The sequence below is a fragment of the Bacillus litorisediminis genome (genome assembly GCF_022808645.1).
Lineage (GTDB): Bacteria > Bacillota > Bacilli > Bacillales > JC228 > Bacillus_BF > Bacillus_BF litorisediminis.
Map to the genome: position 1 here is coordinate 35,194 of NZ_JAKZKT010000015.1, position 16,972 is coordinate 52,165.

The following is a 16,972-nucleotide window of genomic DNA, read 5'->3' on the forward strand; positions in this document are numbered from 1 at the left end:
CAGGCATATCAATATTCTGAGTATTTGTATGAGTCTTATAAAAAAGGAGGGGGACTGTCATGCTAGAGAAAGTGATTATTTTTACGATTATTATGGCATTTACAATTACAGTATTATTGTCCCCTTTATTCATACCATTTTTAAGAAGACTAAAATTTGGTCAAAGTATCCGTGATGAAGGTCCTAAATCTCATCAGAAAAAATCGGGCACACCGACGATGGGCGGAATCATAATTTTGCTTTCGATTGTGATATCGACTATGGTTATGACAGCGAAATTTAGCGAGATTTCCTTTATCACTTTATTATTATTGTTGGTTACAATAGGCTTTGGTTTACTTGGATTTTTAGATGATTATATTAAGGTTGCTTTAAAACGAAATCTTGGCTTAACATCCAAACAAAAATTATTGGGACAAATTATTATTTCCATTATTGTTTTTTGGATTATGAAAGATAATGGTATTTCTACGGAGATTGAAATCCCATTTACAAATATTGAGTTTGAGCTAGGCTGGTTGTATGCATTATTTATTATCTTTTGGCTCGTTGGATTCTCGAATGCGGTGAATTTAACGGATGGGCTGGATGGTTTAGTATCTGGTACAACTGCCATTGCATTTGGTGCCTTTGCAGTTCTGGCGTGGAATCAATCGCAAATGGAGGTCGCTATTTTTTCTGTAGCCGTAGTTGGAGCGGTATTAGGGTTCCTCGTATTTAATGCCCACCCTGCAAAGGTGTTTATGGGGGATACAGGTTCATTGGCACTTGGCGGGGCGATTGCGATGATTTCGATTATTACGAAACTGGAATTATTGCTTGTTTTAATTGGCGGTGTCTTCGTTATTGTTACATTATCCGTTATTCTGCAGGTAGCTTCCTTTAAAACAACAGGCAAACGAATATTCAAAATGAGCCCCCTTCATCATCATTTCGAATTAGTCGGGTGGTCGGAATGGAGAATCGTTGTTACATTTTGGAGCGTAGGTCTGCTATGTGCAGCCCTTGGCGTCTATATTGAGGTGTGGATGAGTTGAGAAAAGTAAATACGTTTTTTCATAAAAAGATTCTTGTACTAGGGTTAGCAAAAAGCGGAGTCAGTGCTGCATCTCTTTTACATAAACTAGGTGCCTTCGTAACAGTTAATGACTTTAAACCATTATCAGAAAACCCGGAAGCACAAGGCCTCTTGCAGGAGGGGATTAAAGTGATCTGCGGCAGTCATCCGATTGAATTATTGGATGAGGGATTTGAATACATCGTTAAAAATCCAGGGATTCCATATGAGAATCCGCTGATTGAAGGAGCAATAAAGAGGGGCATTCCCGTTATTACTGAAGTAGAATTGGCTTACCTCGTGTCAGAGGCGCCGTTTATTGCCATTACAGGTACAAACGGTAAAACCACCACGACTACTTTAATTTATGAAATGTTAAAGGCTGATCAAAAGCAGCCTCTAATAGCAGGGAATATCGGTACCGTCGCGTCAGATGTGGCGCAAGCGGCGACTAGTGATAATACTATTGTAATCGAGTTATCTTCTTTTCAGCTGATGGGAATTCAACAATTTCAGCCTAAAATAGCAGTGCTGACAAACCTTTATCAGGCCCATTTGGACTACCATCATTCATTAAAAGCTTATTGGGAAGCAAAAGCTAATATTACAAAAAACCAAACCGAAAATGATTGGTTTATTTTTAATTCGGATCAGGACGAATGCCTGGCTATTGCTCAAAACAGCAAGGCGAAACCTATTCCATTTTCAACTAAATACAAGGTTGAGGATGGAGCATATGTAGAAAATGGATGGATATATTTTCGCGGCGAAGCAATTATGAAGTATGGAGATGTTGTCTTACCTGGGAGTCATAATCTTGAAAATATATTAGCCAGTGTGAGTGCTGCAAGATTGCATGGAGTAAGTAAAGAAGCCATTCACAAAGTACTGACAACCTTCTATGGGGTGAAACATCGCCTTCAATACATTGATACGATTGCTGGCAGGAAGTTTTACAATGATTCAAAGGCTACAAATATTTTAGCGACTCAAAAGGCGCTAGAAGCTTTTAGGCAACCGACGATCTTGCTTGCTGGCGGGTTAGACCGTGGCAATGAATTTGATGAGTTGATTCCAAGCTTGAAACATGTTAAAGCGATTATAACCTTTGGGCAGACCGCCCCCAAAATTGAAAGAATCGCAAAAGAGGCAGGAATAGAATGTATTCAACGTGTCGATAATGTGGAAAAAGCAGTTCCGGCAGCGTTTGAGATTTCGTCCGAAGGAGACGTTATTCTCCTGTCTCCAGCCTGTGCCAGTTGGGATCAATATAAAACTTTTGAGGTACGCGGAGACATTTTTATAGACGCTGTGCATAAGCTTAAGTAAGGGCTTGTCCTTTTCGACGCCCTAATAAGCGTCTGTTGAGGTGTTCGCATTGCCAACGTTGAAAAAATCCACACCAGATTTTTTATTAATACTTGTTACTTTATCTTTACTCGCAGTTGGTTTAATCATGGTTTATAGTGCGAGTGCTGTCTGGGCAGAGTATAAATTTAACGACTCTTTCTTTTTTGCCAAAAGACAGCTGCTTTTTGCTGGGGTTGGGGTAGTCGCTATGTTCTTCATTATGAATATAGATTACTGGAATTGGAGATCTTGGGCTAAAATCTTGGTAATTGTTTGTTTTGTGCTGCTGATTGCGGTATTAATTCCTGGCGTAGGTATGGAAAGGAATGGTTCCAGAAGCTGGATAGGCGTGGGTGCTTTTTCGATTCAGCCATCGGAATTTATGAAATTTGCCATGATTGTTTTTTTAGCCAAATTTCTAACGGATCGCCAGCGCTATATTACAACCGTAAAACAGGGACTAGTTCCGTCCTTGGGGTTAGTTTTCCTGGCATTTGCGTTAATCATGCTTCAGCCAGACCTCGGTACGGGGACAGTTATGGTTGGAACTTGTGTCGTGATGATTTTTATTGCAGGGGCAAGAATCCGTCATTTTATCTTTTTAGGGTTAATGGGACTAGCTGGATTTGTTGCACTGATAGCCTCTGCTCCTTATAGGATTCAAAGAATTACAAGCTTCTTAGATCCTTGGTCAGACCCGCAAAACAGCGGATTTCAAATTATCCAATCTTTATATGCCATCGGTCCTGGGGGATTATTTGGATTAGGCTTAGGGCAAAGCAGGCAGAAATTCTTCTATTTGCCTGAACCTCAAACTGATTTTATATTTGCCATTATTTCTGAGGAGCTTGGTTTTATCGGCGGCTCGTTCGTCATCCTATTATTTGCCTTGTTGCTATGGAGAGGCATGCGAATTGCTTTAGGTGCTCCGGACTTGTATGGCAGCTTTTTGGCTGTCGGAATTATTGCGATGATTGCGATTCAAGTGATGATCAATATCGGAGTCGTTACGGGGCTGATGCCTGTTACAGGCATTACACTTCCATTTTTAAGCTATGGCGGTTCATCTCTAACCCTTATGTTAATGGCAGTTGGCGTATTATTAAATGTGAGCAGATACTCGAGATATTAAACTGGCTAATTAGATATAGGTTACTTTACATTTTAATGACAATCAGGGTACAAAGACTACTCGAAACTAAAAAATATAGTAAAATAGAAAAAGCGAGAAGGGGTAAATCGAAATTCCTTATTTCTCGCTTTTTATTTTGTACATAATTTGCAGTAAAATTGTAGTGCAAAAATGTCTTTTCCGTTATTCTAAGATTTGTTGACCGGTGTAAAATAAACACGAGCAAACCTTTCACAGTATAGGGCTAATGCCGTATGATAATATAGGCGAATGTTCTATAGTGAGAAAACGGATAACAATGGAAATCAGATGATCGATGTATATATGATACAAGCTTATTATGAGGTGAAAGTTGATGAAACTACTAGATGAGTTAATAGCACTCCAGGCTGGAAATGTAAAAATAGATGAACCCATGTCTAAGCATACAACGATTAAAATTGGCGGGCCAGCTGAAATTTTTATTGAGCCTTCCAATATTGAATCATTAGATAAAATAATGGAAGTTATACAGAAACATAAATCGCCATGGAGAGCGATTGGCAGAGGCTCAAACCTTTTAGTAAGAGATGGCGGAATCGAGGGTGTGGTTATCAAGCTTGGGAAGGGTGTCGATCAGCTCGAGTGGCTAGATGAACATACGATTCAAGTTGGAGGAGGCTTCTCATTAGTCTCACTTGCTACACAATTAAGCCGGAAAGGTTTGCATGGGATCCAATTCGCTGGGGGAATCCCAGGTTCGGTTGGCGGTGCTGTTTACATGAATGCTGGTGCTCATGGATCGGATATTTCACAGATTCTAGTAAAAGCAAGAATCTTATTTGAGGATGGCACAATTGAATGGCTTTCTAATAAGGAAATGGAATTTTCCTACAGAACTTCCGTTTTGCAAACAAAACGTCCGGGTATTGTACTAGAAGCTGTATTTCAATTGAAAGAAGGAAGTAAAGAACAGGCACTCGAAGAAATGAAAAAATTCAAGGATTACAGAAGAGATACGCAGCCTTGGAATTCTCCTTGTGCTGGAAGTATATTCAGGAATCCATTACCGAATTATGCAGGCAAACTTGTTGAGGAAGCCGGTTTAAAAGGCCACAAAATGGGTGGTGCGCAAATTTCGGAACTTCATGGCAATTTTATTGTGAATACGGGAAATGCAACCGCAGAAGATGTGTTAGCCCTGATTCAGCACGTAAAGGATACGATCTATGATAAATTTAAAATCAGCATGGAAACTGAGGTTGAAATAATCGGTAAAAATTAGGGGATAATTGGTTTCAATCACTACTCCCTATGATATAATTTTTTCATATCGAAAAATGACAAGTGTAACGGCACACGTTTCGTGCCGTTGCTTTCTTGTTTTTATTAAAGGATCTATTACAATAATCCCGAACCTCCTCGGTTTCGGTTTTGCTCGTTTTTCCACTCTCGTGGATTTTTGCTCATTACAGCTGTATTGATTGATTTATACCTATGAGGTGGTACCTGTGGATAAGTCCAAGGTTGTTTCTATTGAAGATCGAATCCCGAAGATTAAGAAAGAAAGAAGAAGAAAAGCAAATAGAAAAATGATTTTTATTATCACGATGTTTTTCTTGCTTATCGGATGTATTATTTACTTTCAATCTCCATTGAGCCATGTTCAAACGATTGAAGTGAACGGAAATGACCTTGTAACCGAGAAGGAAATTATTGCCCAGTCTGGATTGTCCAGCAAGGTTAATATTTGGACTATTGATGAAACAGAAATTGAGAAAAAAATAAAAGAAATCGATCAGATTGAAAATGTGTCTGTAACGATAAAATGGCCAAACAATATTACAATTGATATCTCTGAATGGAGAAGGGTGGCATATTATAAAAATGATCTTGAGTTTTTCCCTATATTAGAAAATGGCGAAATGCTTAATAAAAAAGAAGAGTCGATACCGGTGCACGCTCCCATCCTATTTGAATTTGACGGAGGACAAGCCTTAGAAATGATGGTACGGGAATTAATTAAACTTCCCCAGGAAGTAGTCCGGTCTATCTCTGAAATTTATTTAACACCAACTGACACGGATTCCTATTCCCTTACAGTCTATATGAATGATGGGTTTGAAGTAAAAGCGACAATTCGTACTTTTTCAAAAAAAATGGTTCATTATCCCTCTATTGTCAGCCAATTAGACCCCTCCATTAAAGGCTATGTCGATTTGACAGTAGGTGCTTATTTCAGACCTTATGAGACAGATGAAACAGAAGGAGAGGACCAAGAGTTAATCTTAAATGAAAATGAAGCAAGTCAAGAGGGGAATGATGAAGAAGATGAAAGTGAAGGGTAGGCATGTCATTATTTCTCTGGTTACGTTAGTGTTAGGCTACATACTGGCTTTTTCATATGACCAAACACAAAATCAGCGTGAGACTGTACCCATCTCATCCAGTCAATGGGAACGGGAACTTGACTTAAGAAATGAGTTAGTTGAACTTGAAGAAGTCAATCGGAAGCTGCAGCAAGAATTGGATGAAAAACAAATGCAGGTCGTAAAAATAGAAGAAGAATTGTCCAACAAAGCGATCGTATACTCGAATCTGGCAGAGGATATTCAAAAATACCGGATGTTTCTAGGGAAAATCAAAGTCGAAGGTCCTGGTGTCCAAGTCACTCTCGAAGATGCCAGCTATAATCCCAGTACCGATAACATCAGTGATTATATTGTTCACGAACAACAAGTTTTCAGGGTAATTAGTGAACTATATATCTCGGGTGCTCAGGCTGTTGCTATTAATGGGCAAAGACTTAAGGCTAATTCTTATATTGTCTGTGATGGACCGGTGATCACTGTAGACGGTAAGCAATTTAACGCTCCATTTAAAATTACGGCAATTGGTGATGCTGATACTCTATTTTCCGCTTTAAATTTAAATGGAGGCGTCATCGATGTGCTCGCATCGGAAAACATCGTGGTTACTCTCGAAAAAGCTGATCGTATAGTCATGGATCCAATTCTTGGCAGCTAATCGGTATTAATATTGCTACATTCGTTCAGTTAAAATGAAGGATGATTATTTTGAAGAAAAGTATAGTCATATTTTCGCTTGTTACCCTATTAATCGGTTTTATGATTGCCATTCAATTTAGGAGTGTTCAGGAGCCTGACCAAAGGGATACAAGGGATATTTGGGAAGTCCGGGAGCTTATTATTCAGGAGAAAGAACTGCAATCTGAATTGATCCGCGAGATTAGGGAAATTGAGGAGAAATTAGCCCAGTATCAAGAAACTCAAGCACAGGAAGAATTAGAAGTGTTAAACTCGACATTAGAAGAATTTAAAGTAGAGGCAGGCTTAACTAAATATTCCGGACCTGGATTGATTATATCCATCTCTCCTTATTTCCAGGGGATTGAACTTGGCCAGGATGCTGTCGTTTTGTCTCCAGAAATGTTAAGTAAACTTGTCAACGACCTGTATATGTACGGAGCAAAGCATATTTCGATCCAAGGGCAAAGACTGATTAATTCGTCTGTAATTCGAGATATTAATAATGAAACCCATGTGGACGGATTGCCGCTTAACCGTTTCCCGATAGAGATTAAAGTCGTTGCTGAAAACGAAGAGCTAGCTGAAAAAGTATATAACCGGATTCAAGCCTCCAGCTTGGAGGATGAGTTTTTTGTAGAAGATCTTAAATTTTCAGTTTCAAATGTGATGGATAAAGTAGAGCTACCAGCCTATCTGGATTCAATTGAGATAGGAAACATGAAGCCTGTTGAGGAATAAGGAGGACAAATCGTATGTGGCTTCCCCTATTTGCTCTGATTGTCGGGGTTGTACTTGGTTTTTTAACAGACATAAAAATACCGGAAGAATATGCCAATTACCTGTCAATTGCAGTGCTGGCGGCTCTTGATACTTTATTCGGGGGAATCCGTGCACATCTGCAGAATGTATACGATGAAAAGGTGTTTGTGTCTGGATTTTTTTTCAATATATTACTTGCTGCAAGTTTAGCTTTTCTAGGTGTCCATCTTGGTGTAGACTTGTATTTAGCAGCTATATTTGCGTTTGGTGTCCGACTATTCCAAAATATAGCAGTCATTAGACGTATACTCATTAATAACTGGGCAAGCAGACGTGAAAAAAATGAAAAAAATTAAATAGTTGTAGAGGGAAATTCCATTATTTGACGAATATTTTAAGAATAATAGGTAATTCATTAATCAATTGTTGTTCTAACATAGATTAGGAGTTAAGGAGGTGCCATTAGAATGAACAGCAATGAATATTATGTAAGCTTAGACATCGGTACATCCACCGTAAAAGTCATTATTGGCGAGATGGTGAATGACTCTTTAAATATTATCGGAGTTGGTCATGTAAAATCTGAAGGTCTACGTAAAGGATCGATTGTAGATATAGATGAAACCGTTCATTCAATTAAAAAAGCTATCGAACAGGCTGAAAGAATGATTGGAATGACCATTCGTGATGTCATAGTAGGTATTTCTGGAAATCATGTGATGCTGCAAAAATCACATGGCGTAGTTGCAGTATCAAGTGAAAATCGTGAAATTACAAATGAGGATATTTCAAGAGTAATGGATGCAGCTCAGGTCGTTTCGATTCCGCCTGAGAGAGAAATTATCAACATAATTCCGAATCAGTTTATTGTTGACGGACTTGATGAAATTAACGATCCGCGTGGCATGATTGGTGTTCGTCTAGAAATGGAAGGCACCATCATTACCGGTTCAAAAACGTTATTACATAATTTATTGCGATGTGTGGAAAAAGCGGGGTTAAATATCGTTGATATCGTCCTTCAGCCATTAGCTGCAGGCGCACTTGCTCTTTCAAAAGATGAGAAGAACATGGGTGTTGTATTAGTAGATATTGGTGGCGGTTCTACTTCGATTGCCTATTTTGAGAATGGCAGTCTTGCAGCCACTTCTGTCCTTCCAGTTGGAGGAGACCATATTACAAAGGACCTTTCTATAGGTCTTAAAACAACGACTGAAACTGCAGAAGAAATTAAAATTAAGTATGGACATGCTTTTTACGATGACGCATCAGAAGATGAAGTATTTACTGTCCCTATTATCGGCAGTGACCAGCATCAGCAGTTTAATCAGCTGGAAATTGCTGATATTATTGAAGCGAGACTAGAAGAAATATTTGATCTGATCCAGCATGATTTAAGACGAATGGGCGTTCGGGATGTGCCTGGAGGATACGTTTTATCTGGCGGGGTTGCGAACTTACCAGGAGTACTAGAGCTTGCTCAAGTAGTTTTTCAAAATCGAGTAAGAGTTGCCATTCCTGATTACATCGGTGTAAGAGAACCACAATATACAACAGCAGTTGGTTTAATAAAGTATGCCTATAAGAGTGCTAGATTACTAGGAAGAAATGTCGGTACAGGGCCAGTTCCAGTTGAAGTGGTTGAAAAACGACAGCCTTCTAAACCTCAAGGAAAATCAAAAGCACCGAATGAATCCCAGGATAAAATGTCATCAAAGATGAAGAAGTTCCTTGGTTATTTCTTCGAATAAAACTCTTCATGGAAATAAGTGAAATTTAGGAGGATTTGTCATGTTTGAATATGAAACTGATTTAGACCAACTGGCTACGATAAAAGTAATCGGTGTCGGTGGTGGCGGAAACAATGCAGTTAACCGAATGATCGAGCATGGGGTTCAAGGAGTTGAATTTATTGCAGTCAACACAGATGCCCAAGCACTAAATCTTTCAAAAGCAGAAGTCAAAATGCAAATAGGCGGAAAGCTGACAAGAGGGCTTGGAGCTGGAGCAAATCCTGAGGTCGGAAAAAAAGCCGCTGAAGAAAGCAAAGAGCAGCTTGAGGAAGTACTAAAGGGTGCTGACATGGTATTCGTTACGGCAGGTATGGGCGGCGGAACAGGAACTGGTGCAGCACCTGTCATTGCCCAAATTGCAAGAGATCTCGGAGCTTTAACAGTTGGTGTAGTCACAAGACCATTTACTTTTGAAGGCAGAAAGAGATCGACTCAAGCCGCAGGCGGTATCTCAGCAATGAAGGAAGCAGTGGATACCTTAATTGTTATTCCAAATGACCGTTTACTTGAAATTGTTGATAAAAGCACGCCAATGCTTGAGGCGTTCCGTGAAGCAGATAATGTACTGCGCCAAGGGGTACAGGGGATTTCAGATTTAATCGCTGTGCCTGGACTCATTAACCTTGACTTTGCTGATGTAAAAACAATTATGTCTAACAAAGGCTCTGCGTTAATGGGAATTGGGGTGGCTACTGGTGAAAATAGAGCGGCAGAAGCTGCGAAAAAGGCAATCTCCAGTCCGTTACTTGAAACTTCGATTGACGGAGCGCAAGGTGTTCTTATGAACATTACCGGCGGCTCAAACCTCAGTCTGTATGAAGTCCAAGAAGCAGCAGATATTGTCGCTTCTGCATCTGATCAGGACGTCAATATGATCTTTGGATCTGTAATCAATGAAAATCTTAAGGATGAAATCGTTGTAACGGTTATAGCAACTGGCTTTAATGAGGAAGTTTCTCATCCGAAACCAAGCCGTCCGGCATTTGGACAAATGAAGCCAAGTTCAAATGTACAGCCGAGACGTGAACAGCAGCGCAAAGAGGAGTACACTCCTGAACCTCCGCGTTCTGCAACTTCATCCCAGCAAGTTGAAGAAGCACTCGATATTCCAACATTCTTAAGAAATCGGAATAGAAGACGATAATGGATGGTTTTAAGTAAAAAATAGGCTGTCTTTGAAAGGGTTTAGCCCTTTCAAAGACAGCTTTTTTTTGAAAGAATTTTGAGGTTGCTTGAATAATCGCGTGGTAAGTTATCCTATAAAAAACAACCATCATTTTACAGACAAAATCCGCAAAAATCTCTAAAAATTTCTGGCCTTTCGCTGACAGAAACTGACACACTTCCATAGAATGCCTACGTTATACTTTATAAAAGCAGATTAGCCAAGCTAATACGCGGAGGGGGGATCTACCTGACATTTTACATGGATGTTATATGGCTGTTGAACTTCCTTTTTGATGTACTTCTCCTCCAATTTACAGCATTATTATTAAAAACAAAAATTTCGTGGTGGAGACTTATAGCTGCAGGGGGAATAGCCTCTTTCTCCGTTTTTGGATATGTCTTTCCATTTTTCGGTTTTCTATTGCATCCATTCATTAAATTAGTGCTATCTTTCTTCATTGTATGGATGGCTTTTGGTTATCGCCGTTTCAAGTTTTTTTGGCAGGCTACCATTACTTTTTACATCACTACTTTTATTTTAGGCGGAGGACTGATTGGGCTTCATTATTTCTTTCAATATGAATCCCCATTTTCAAAATCGTTACTAATCGCGAGTGTAAAAGGATTTGGAGATCCGATTAGCTGGGTTTTTGTCATAATCGGTTTTCCAGTAATATGGTTTATCTCTACGAAACAATCAGAAAAATGGGAGATGAGCAAAATTCGGTTCAATGAAACGGTGAAGGTATATGTTGAAATGATGGGTATGAAATGGAATTTCACCGGTCTCGTTGATAGCGGAAACCAATTATACGATCCGATTACCAAGCTTCCGGTTATGATTGTTTCCACCAATCAGCTAAAAGATGAACTTCCATCAGAAATTCTTAAAACTTCGCAAAATCCGGATGAATACTTGAATGGCAGCATTTTACTTCCGCAAGGGTGGGATTATCGGCTGCGGATGATACCAGCTCGGACTGTGGGGCAATCTGGTGAGTTATTAGTCGCTTTTAAACCAGATCAGATCGTAATTGAAACAAAAGCTGGCCAAATTGAACCAAAAGGACTAATCGCATTCTCCAGCCATTCCCTGTCGTCTGAAGGTATGTTTGATTGTATTATTCATCCTAAAATGATGACAAAGCTACCCGTTATCCCTGCATCATAGATGAGAGCTTACTTCTACTATACTGTGGATCTTTAAATTTTATACTTTTTTGTGTTAATAATTCGCTAAGACAAGGGCTATATGAACTATTTTAATCTTAAGATTGATTAGTCTAATTATAAAAAGGAGGAGCAGGATTGAAACTTTTTCTACGACTTCAATATTACTGGTACAAATTACTGATTAAATTAGGCATCAAAACGGATGAAATATATTACATAGGCGGCAGTGAGGCTCTTCCCCCTCCACTTACGAAAGAAGAAGAAGAAATGCTGCTCGAAAAACTGCCAAAAGGGGATAAAGCGGCAAGATCGCTTTTAATTGAGCGAAATCTCCGTCTTGTTGTATATATAGCACGTAAATTTGAAAACACGGGCATCAACATTGAAGATTTAATAAGTATCGGAACAATCGGCTTGATTAAAGCGGTTAATACCTTTAATCCCGAGAAAAAAATAAAGTTGGCTACTTATGCATCGAGATGTATTGAAAATGAAATTTTAATGTACTTGAGAAGAAATAACAAAATCCGATCAGAGGTATCATTTGACGAACCGCTTAATATCGATTGGGATGGCAATGAGTTGCTGTTATCGGATGTCCTTGGTACAGAAGAAGATATTATCACGAAGGATTTAGAGGCCAGCGTTGACCGAAAGCTCTTACTAAAAGCTTTACATCAGCTTTCAGCAAGAGAAAAACAAATCATGGAGCTTCGTTTTGGCCTTGTGGGAGGAGAAGAAAAAACTCAAAAAGATGTTGCTGATATGCTGGGAATCTCCCAATCCTATATTTCAAGATTAGAGAAAAGGATCATCAAAAGATTACAAAAAGAATTTAACAAGATGGTTTAAGTCCATTAAAATTTTTTAAAAAAATTTTTCTAGCATAATAATTTCAAGCGTATCATAGTATTGAGGGTTTTTAGAACACTTGTTCCCATGAAGCTTGTGCATATTTTTCCTTCCGCAGGAGATACTTATTTTTGAACAGCAGCTCCTGTTAGGAGGGAAAAGGGTTGACTCGAAACAAAGTTGAAATTTGTGGTGTAGATACTTCTAAACTTCCCGTTTTAAAAAATGAGGAGATGCGCAAGTTGTTTAAGCAAATGCATGAAGGCGACTTGTCAGCACGAGAAAAGCTAGTTAACGGAAACTTACGGCTTGTTTTAAGTGTGATTCAAAGATTTAACAACAGAGGCGAATTTGTAGACGACTTGTTTCAAGTTGGCTGTATTGGACTAATGAAATCCATTGATAATTTCGATCTTGGCCAGAATGTGAAGTTTTCTACGTATGCCGTTCCAATGATTATTGGAGAAATCAGACGCTATTTACGTGATAATAATCCAATTCGTGTGTCAAGGTCATTGCGAGACATCGCCTATAAAGCTCTCCAGGTTCGTGAACGATTAATCAGTGAAACCTCAAGGGAACCGACTCCGGAAGAAATTGCAAAAGAATTAGATGTTTCCCAAGAAGAGATTGTATTTGCTTTGGATGCTATACAAGATCCCGTTTCCTTATTTGAGCCGATTTACAATGACGGCGGAGACCCAATTTATGTAGTGGATCAGTTAAGTGATGAGCGAAACAAAGATTCCAATTGGATTGAAGAGTTAGCCTTAAAAGAAGGCATGAGAAGATTAAACGACAGAGAAAAACTAATTTTGAAAAAACGATTTTTCCAAGGGAAAACACAAATGGAGGTTGCCGAGGAAATAGGTATCTCCCAGGCTCAAGTATCCCGTTTAGAAAAGGCTGCGATTAAACAAATGAATAAAAACATCCAATCCTAAAACTGCCGCAAGCCGGCAGTTTTTAATTTTTATTAAAGACTGTTTTCGCTTAGATTGCTGCTGCCTGAATATATGTTTTAAACTACAGAGAAATGGAACGAACATGTTTGTTTCCAAAAAAAACAACAAAGTATGAAAAACAGCCTTACTAAAAATGAGTAGGTTGAACGCTCAAATGATTTCCCGTTCTACTCATGAAATCAGCATCTGTCTTCATATACTTTAGAGATAAAAGGAGACGGGGGAGAAGTGAATGGTTCGAATATCAGAGTTTCAGGTGAAAGATGTTGTGACGGTGGCAGATGGAAAAAAGCTTGGCAATATTACCGATATTGAGATTAATGTGCAAACGGGTAAAATCGAAGCGATTGTAGTGGCGAGTTCGACGAGAGTGCTCGGTTTTTTCGGCAGGGATGAAGACATCGTCGTGCCATGGAAGAACATTGTCAAAATCGGTGAGGATGTGATTTTAGTCAGACATAAAGGAAATTCCGCATCGTATGAGGACGATGAACAGTAGTGTCATGACGGCGTGAGAAGAGTGTGGTAAAATAAGGCTTATGAAAACAGATCAGAAGGGCGAGAGTAAAATGGAACCCTTTCAGTTACAAACAGAAGAATATTTTATAATCAGGCCTTGGAGCCACATTGATTCTTCGTTAGTTGCAGGCTTTACAACCCGGAAAAATGGAGTCAGCCCATTTCCAAAAGCATCTTTGAATCTCGCATTCCACGTCGGAGACACTTTAGATGATGTACAATCTAATCGTAAGAAATTGAGTGAATTACTAAACTTTCCTGTTGATTATTGGGTTAGTACCGAGCAGGTTCATGATACAAAGATTCAAACAGTATCAAGGGAGACACGCGGCAGAGGTGCATTTTCACTGGATGACTGTATCAGGGAAACGGATGGACTTCTCACAAATGAAAAAGGAGTCCTTTTAACATTGTGTTATGCCGACTGTGTTCCGGTTTATTTTTTTGACCCAGTCTCAAAATGGATTGGTGTTGCACATGCGGGCTGGAAAGGCACGACAAGGAATATCGCAGGAAAAATGGTCAAGATGCTTCAGGAAAAAGGTGTCTCTCTTTCTAATTTGAAGGCAGCAATCGGCCCTTCTATTTGTAAAACCTGTTATATTGTTGATGATCGAGTGGTGGATGCTGTCAGAGATTTACTGGAAGAAAACGATGAAAAGCCATATAATGAGGTAGAGACAGGCCAATATCAACTGGATTTAAAGCAACTAAATCTTCAGCTATTAAAAAAAGCAGGGATCCAGGAATCCAACATAGCCGTTACTAACTATTGCTCTTCATGTGATTCAGATTGGTTTTTTTCGCATAGAAGAGATCGAGGCATAACCGGACGTATGCTTAGTTTTATTGGCTGGAGGGAGGACTAAGACGAGCATGAGTGTAAAAGAAAGATATGAAGTCATTAAGTCAAGAATCAAGCATGCGTGCGACAAAGCAGGAAGAAGCGCAAACGAAGTACATATTATAGCAGTCACAAAATATGTTTCCATAGATAGAGCGAAGGAAGCGCTTGAGGCTGGGGTGATGCATTTAGGAGAAAATCGCGATGACGGTTTTCTTGAAAAGTGGAACGCCCTTGGGGACAAGCCTACCTGGCATTTTATCGGAACTTTGCAATCGAGAAAAGTAAAACAAATTATTGATTATGTGGATTTTATACATTCATTAGACAGACTTTCCCTCGCCAAGGAGATCAATAAACGTGCCCAAAAAGAAATCAAATGCTTTGTTCAAGTAAATGCTTCTGGTGAAGCAAGCAAACATGGACTTGCTCCGGAAGAAGCAATTGAATTCATTCATCAGCTTCAATCTCTAACGAATATTAAGGTCGTTGGTCTAATGACAATGGCCCCATTGACTGAAGATACAAAATTAATTAGAAATTGTTTCCGAAAGCTGAAAGACATTCAAAAATCTATCCAATCACTAAATTTATCCTATGCTCCTTGTACTGAGCTTTCAATGGGGATGTCCAACGATTATGAAATTGCCGTTGAAGAAGGAGCCACCTTCGTTCGGATAGGAACTGCATTAGTCGGAAATGAGAATAGTGAGGTGGAAAAATGAGCATAAAGAATAAGCTGCGCCAATATTTCTTCTATGAAGAAGATGAAAGTGATGATGAAGCAATTGCTGAAGAAGAAGGACTGACAAGGCAAACCAGGTATCAAACTAAATCGGGTTCTAACATAGTAAGTCTTCCAAGTGCCCATAAAAGTTCTAAACTCGTTTTAGTTGAACCGAGAATGTATGCGGAAGCACAAGAGATTGCTGATCACTTGAAAAACAGACGGGCAGTTGTCATGAACCTTCAGCGGATCCCCCATGAACAAGCAATCAGAATTGTTGATTTTTTAAGTGGTACCGTTTATGCCATCGGCGGGGATATTCAGCGGATTGGAACAAAGATTTTTCTATGTACGCCTGATAATGTAGAAGTTTCAGGCAGTATTTCTGAAATGTTAGGTGAACCTGGTCACTACCAGGAATCTGAAGATGTGAGGTGGCTTTAGATGGATACATTGCTTGGGATTTTAGCTTACGCAATTAATATTTATTCCATCGCATTAATTATTTATGTTTTACTTTCATGGTTTCCTGGTGCCAGGGATTCAGTTGTTGGAGAGTTTTTAGGCAAAATATGTGAACCCTATTTAGAACCATTCCGTAAAATCATACCTCCAATTGCGATGCTTGATATTTCACCAATTGTGGCTTTTATTACTCTTAATTTAGCACAGCGTGGAATTTATTATTTAAGTCAATTTGTATAAACCTAAAAAGGGAGCCTTCTGTATAAGAAATGGTTCCTTTTTTGATGATTGAAAAAGGAGTCAATTCATGAGTATTTATCAGCACTTTCGGCCAGAAGAGAAAGAATTTATCGACCAGATATTAACCTGGCAAAAATATGTCGAGGATACCTATTCTTACAAAAGAACCGATTTTTTAGATCCAAGACAGCAAACCATTTTGCAGTCAATTATCGGAACAAAAGGGACCGTTCTGGTTTCTTTTTTTGGAGGTAAAGATAACACAGAACGGAAAAGAGCACTTCTGTATCCTGACTATTTTACCCCCACATCCGAAGACTATGAAATCGTTCTGTGGAATATCCGCTACCCTAAAAAGTTTGTCACCCTTGAGCATCGGGAGATATTGGGAAGTCTGATGGGACTAGGGTTAAAACGCGAAAAATTTGGAGACATTCTAATGGATCAAACGGAAGGAGCGGCCCAGTTTTATGCATGCGGGGAAGTCAGTGAGTATTTACAATTTAATTTTGACCAGATTGGAAGAACAAAGATTCAAATTGAATCAATTGCATTTGAACAGGCGATTCAAAAACGTGAGGACGGCATTGAGAAACAAGTAACAGCCTCCTCTTTACGGCTTGACACGATATTGGCTCAGGCAGTTCCTTACTCACGCGAAAAGGTGCAGCAGTGGATTCAGCAAGGAAAGGTGAAAGTTAATTTTAAAGTCGTCGAACACCCCAGTTTTGAATGTCAGCAGGGTGATATATTTTCGATTCGGGGCTTTGGGAGAATAATGATGAAAAGCATTGAGGGACAAACGAAAAAGAATAAATGGAAATGCATACTTTTCATTCAAAAAAGTTAACGAAATTAGAGGAAAATCACCACAAATTGTCGAATCCATGTATAATAGAA

Annotated in this window: 19 protein-coding genes; all 19 read left to right on the top strand. The window is 39.1% G+C overall.

Going from position 1 to position 16,972, the window contains the following annotated elements:
* Window positions 1-59 precede the first annotated feature (59 nt).
* Window positions 60-1,037 (top strand): phospho-N-acetylmuramoyl-pentapeptide-transferase, encoded by a 978-nt coding sequence (mraY, locus tag MLE14_RS09715; protein ID WP_243298174.1) that lies wholly within the window; start codon window positions 60-62, stop codon window positions 1,035-1,037.
* Entirely contained in the window at window positions 1,034-2,386 is a 1,353-nt protein-coding gene (murD, locus tag MLE14_RS09720) for a UDP-N-acetylmuramoyl-L-alanine--D-glutamate ligase (RefSeq protein ID WP_243298175.1), read from the top strand. Before mraY ends, murD begins: the two co-directional genes overlap by 4 nt.
* 49 nt (window positions 2,387-2,435) lie before the next feature.
* Window positions 2,436-3,539, top strand: coding sequence for a stage V sporulation protein E (gene spoVE / locus MLE14_RS09725; protein WP_243298176.1), 1,104 nt, complete (start codon window positions 2,436-2,438; stop codon window positions 3,537-3,539).
* A gap of 355 nt (window positions 3,540-3,894) precedes the next feature.
* Entirely contained in the window at window positions 3,895-4,803 is a 909-nt protein-coding gene (gene murB, locus MLE14_RS09730) for a UDP-N-acetylmuramate dehydrogenase (protein WP_390628598.1), read from the top strand.
* 226 nt (window positions 4,804-5,029) lie between these two features.
* Window positions 5,030-5,866, top strand: a complete 837-nt coding sequence (locus MLE14_RS09735; RefSeq protein WP_243298178.1) for a cell division protein FtsQ/DivIB — start codon at window positions 5,030-5,032, stop codon at window positions 5,864-5,866.
* Window positions 5,838-6,545 (top strand): DUF881 domain-containing protein, encoded by a 708-nt coding sequence (locus MLE14_RS09740; protein ID WP_243298179.1) that lies wholly within the window; start codon window positions 5,838-5,840, stop codon window positions 6,543-6,545. Before MLE14_RS09735 ends, MLE14_RS09740 begins: the two co-directional genes overlap by 29 nt.
* A gap of 50 nt (window positions 6,546-6,595) precedes the next feature.
* Window positions 6,596-7,306 (top strand): DUF881 domain-containing protein, encoded by a 711-nt coding sequence (locus tag MLE14_RS09745; RefSeq protein WP_243298180.1) that lies wholly within the window; start codon window positions 6,596-6,598, stop codon window positions 7,304-7,306.
* A 14-nt stretch (window positions 7,307-7,320) separates the two neighbouring features.
* On the top strand, window positions 7,321-7,683 hold the full coding sequence (locus MLE14_RS09750; protein ID WP_243298181.1) for a small basic family protein: 363 nt from the start codon (window positions 7,321-7,323) through the stop codon (window positions 7,681-7,683).
* Window positions 7,684-7,794: 111 nt separating this feature from the next.
* Window positions 7,795-9,078, top strand: coding sequence for a cell division protein FtsA (ftsA, locus tag MLE14_RS09755; protein ID WP_243298182.1), 1,284 nt, complete (start codon window positions 7,795-7,797; stop codon window positions 9,076-9,078).
* 40 nt (window positions 9,079-9,118) lie between these two features.
* A complete protein-coding gene (gene ftsZ / locus MLE14_RS09760) occupies window positions 9,119-10,264 on the top strand; it encodes a cell division protein FtsZ (RefSeq protein WP_243298183.1) in 1,146 nt (381 codons plus the stop codon).
* Window positions 10,265-10,546: 282 nt separating this feature from the next.
* The gene (spoIIGA, locus tag MLE14_RS09765) at window positions 10,547-11,458 is read left to right on the top strand and encodes a sigma-E processing peptidase SpoIIGA (protein WP_279326438.1); all 912 of its coding nucleotides are present in this window, start codon (window positions 10,547-10,549) and stop codon (window positions 11,456-11,458) included.
* Between the two features lie 137 nt (window positions 11,459-11,595).
* Entirely contained in the window at window positions 11,596-12,312 is a 717-nt protein-coding gene (gene sigE, locus MLE14_RS09770; RefSeq protein ID WP_243298185.1) for an RNA polymerase sporulation sigma factor SigE, read from the top strand.
* 164 nt (window positions 12,313-12,476) lie between these two features.
* On the top strand, window positions 12,477-13,256 hold the full coding sequence (sigG, locus tag MLE14_RS09775; protein ID WP_097159505.1) for an RNA polymerase sporulation sigma factor SigG: 780 nt from the start codon (window positions 12,477-12,479) through the stop codon (window positions 13,254-13,256).
* 253 nt (window positions 13,257-13,509) lie between these two features.
* A complete protein-coding gene (locus MLE14_RS09780; protein WP_243298186.1) occupies window positions 13,510-13,776 on the top strand; it encodes a YlmC/YmxH family sporulation protein in 267 nt (88 codons plus the stop codon).
* A gap of 70 nt (window positions 13,777-13,846) precedes the next feature.
* Window positions 13,847-14,665 (top strand): peptidoglycan editing factor PgeF, encoded by an 819-nt coding sequence (gene pgeF / locus MLE14_RS09785; RefSeq protein WP_243298187.1) that lies wholly within the window; start codon window positions 13,847-13,849, stop codon window positions 14,663-14,665.
* 7 nt (window positions 14,666-14,672) lie between these two features.
* Window positions 14,673-15,365 (top strand): YggS family pyridoxal phosphate-dependent enzyme, encoded by a 693-nt coding sequence (locus tag MLE14_RS09790; protein ID WP_243298188.1) that lies wholly within the window; start codon window positions 14,673-14,675, stop codon window positions 15,363-15,365.
* Window positions 15,362-15,811, top strand: coding sequence for a cell division protein SepF (locus MLE14_RS09795; RefSeq protein WP_243298189.1), 450 nt, complete (start codon window positions 15,362-15,364; stop codon window positions 15,809-15,811). The genes MLE14_RS09790 and MLE14_RS09795 overlap by 4 nt, the downstream gene beginning before the upstream one ends.
* A complete protein-coding gene (locus tag MLE14_RS09800; RefSeq protein WP_243298190.1) occupies window positions 15,812-16,072 on the top strand; it encodes a YggT family protein in 261 nt (86 codons plus the stop codon).
* A gap of 67 nt (window positions 16,073-16,139) precedes the next feature.
* A complete protein-coding gene (locus MLE14_RS09805; RefSeq protein ID WP_243298191.1) occupies window positions 16,140-16,922 on the top strand; it encodes a YlmH family RNA-binding protein in 783 nt (260 codons plus the stop codon).
* Window positions 16,923-16,972 lie beyond the last annotated feature (50 nt).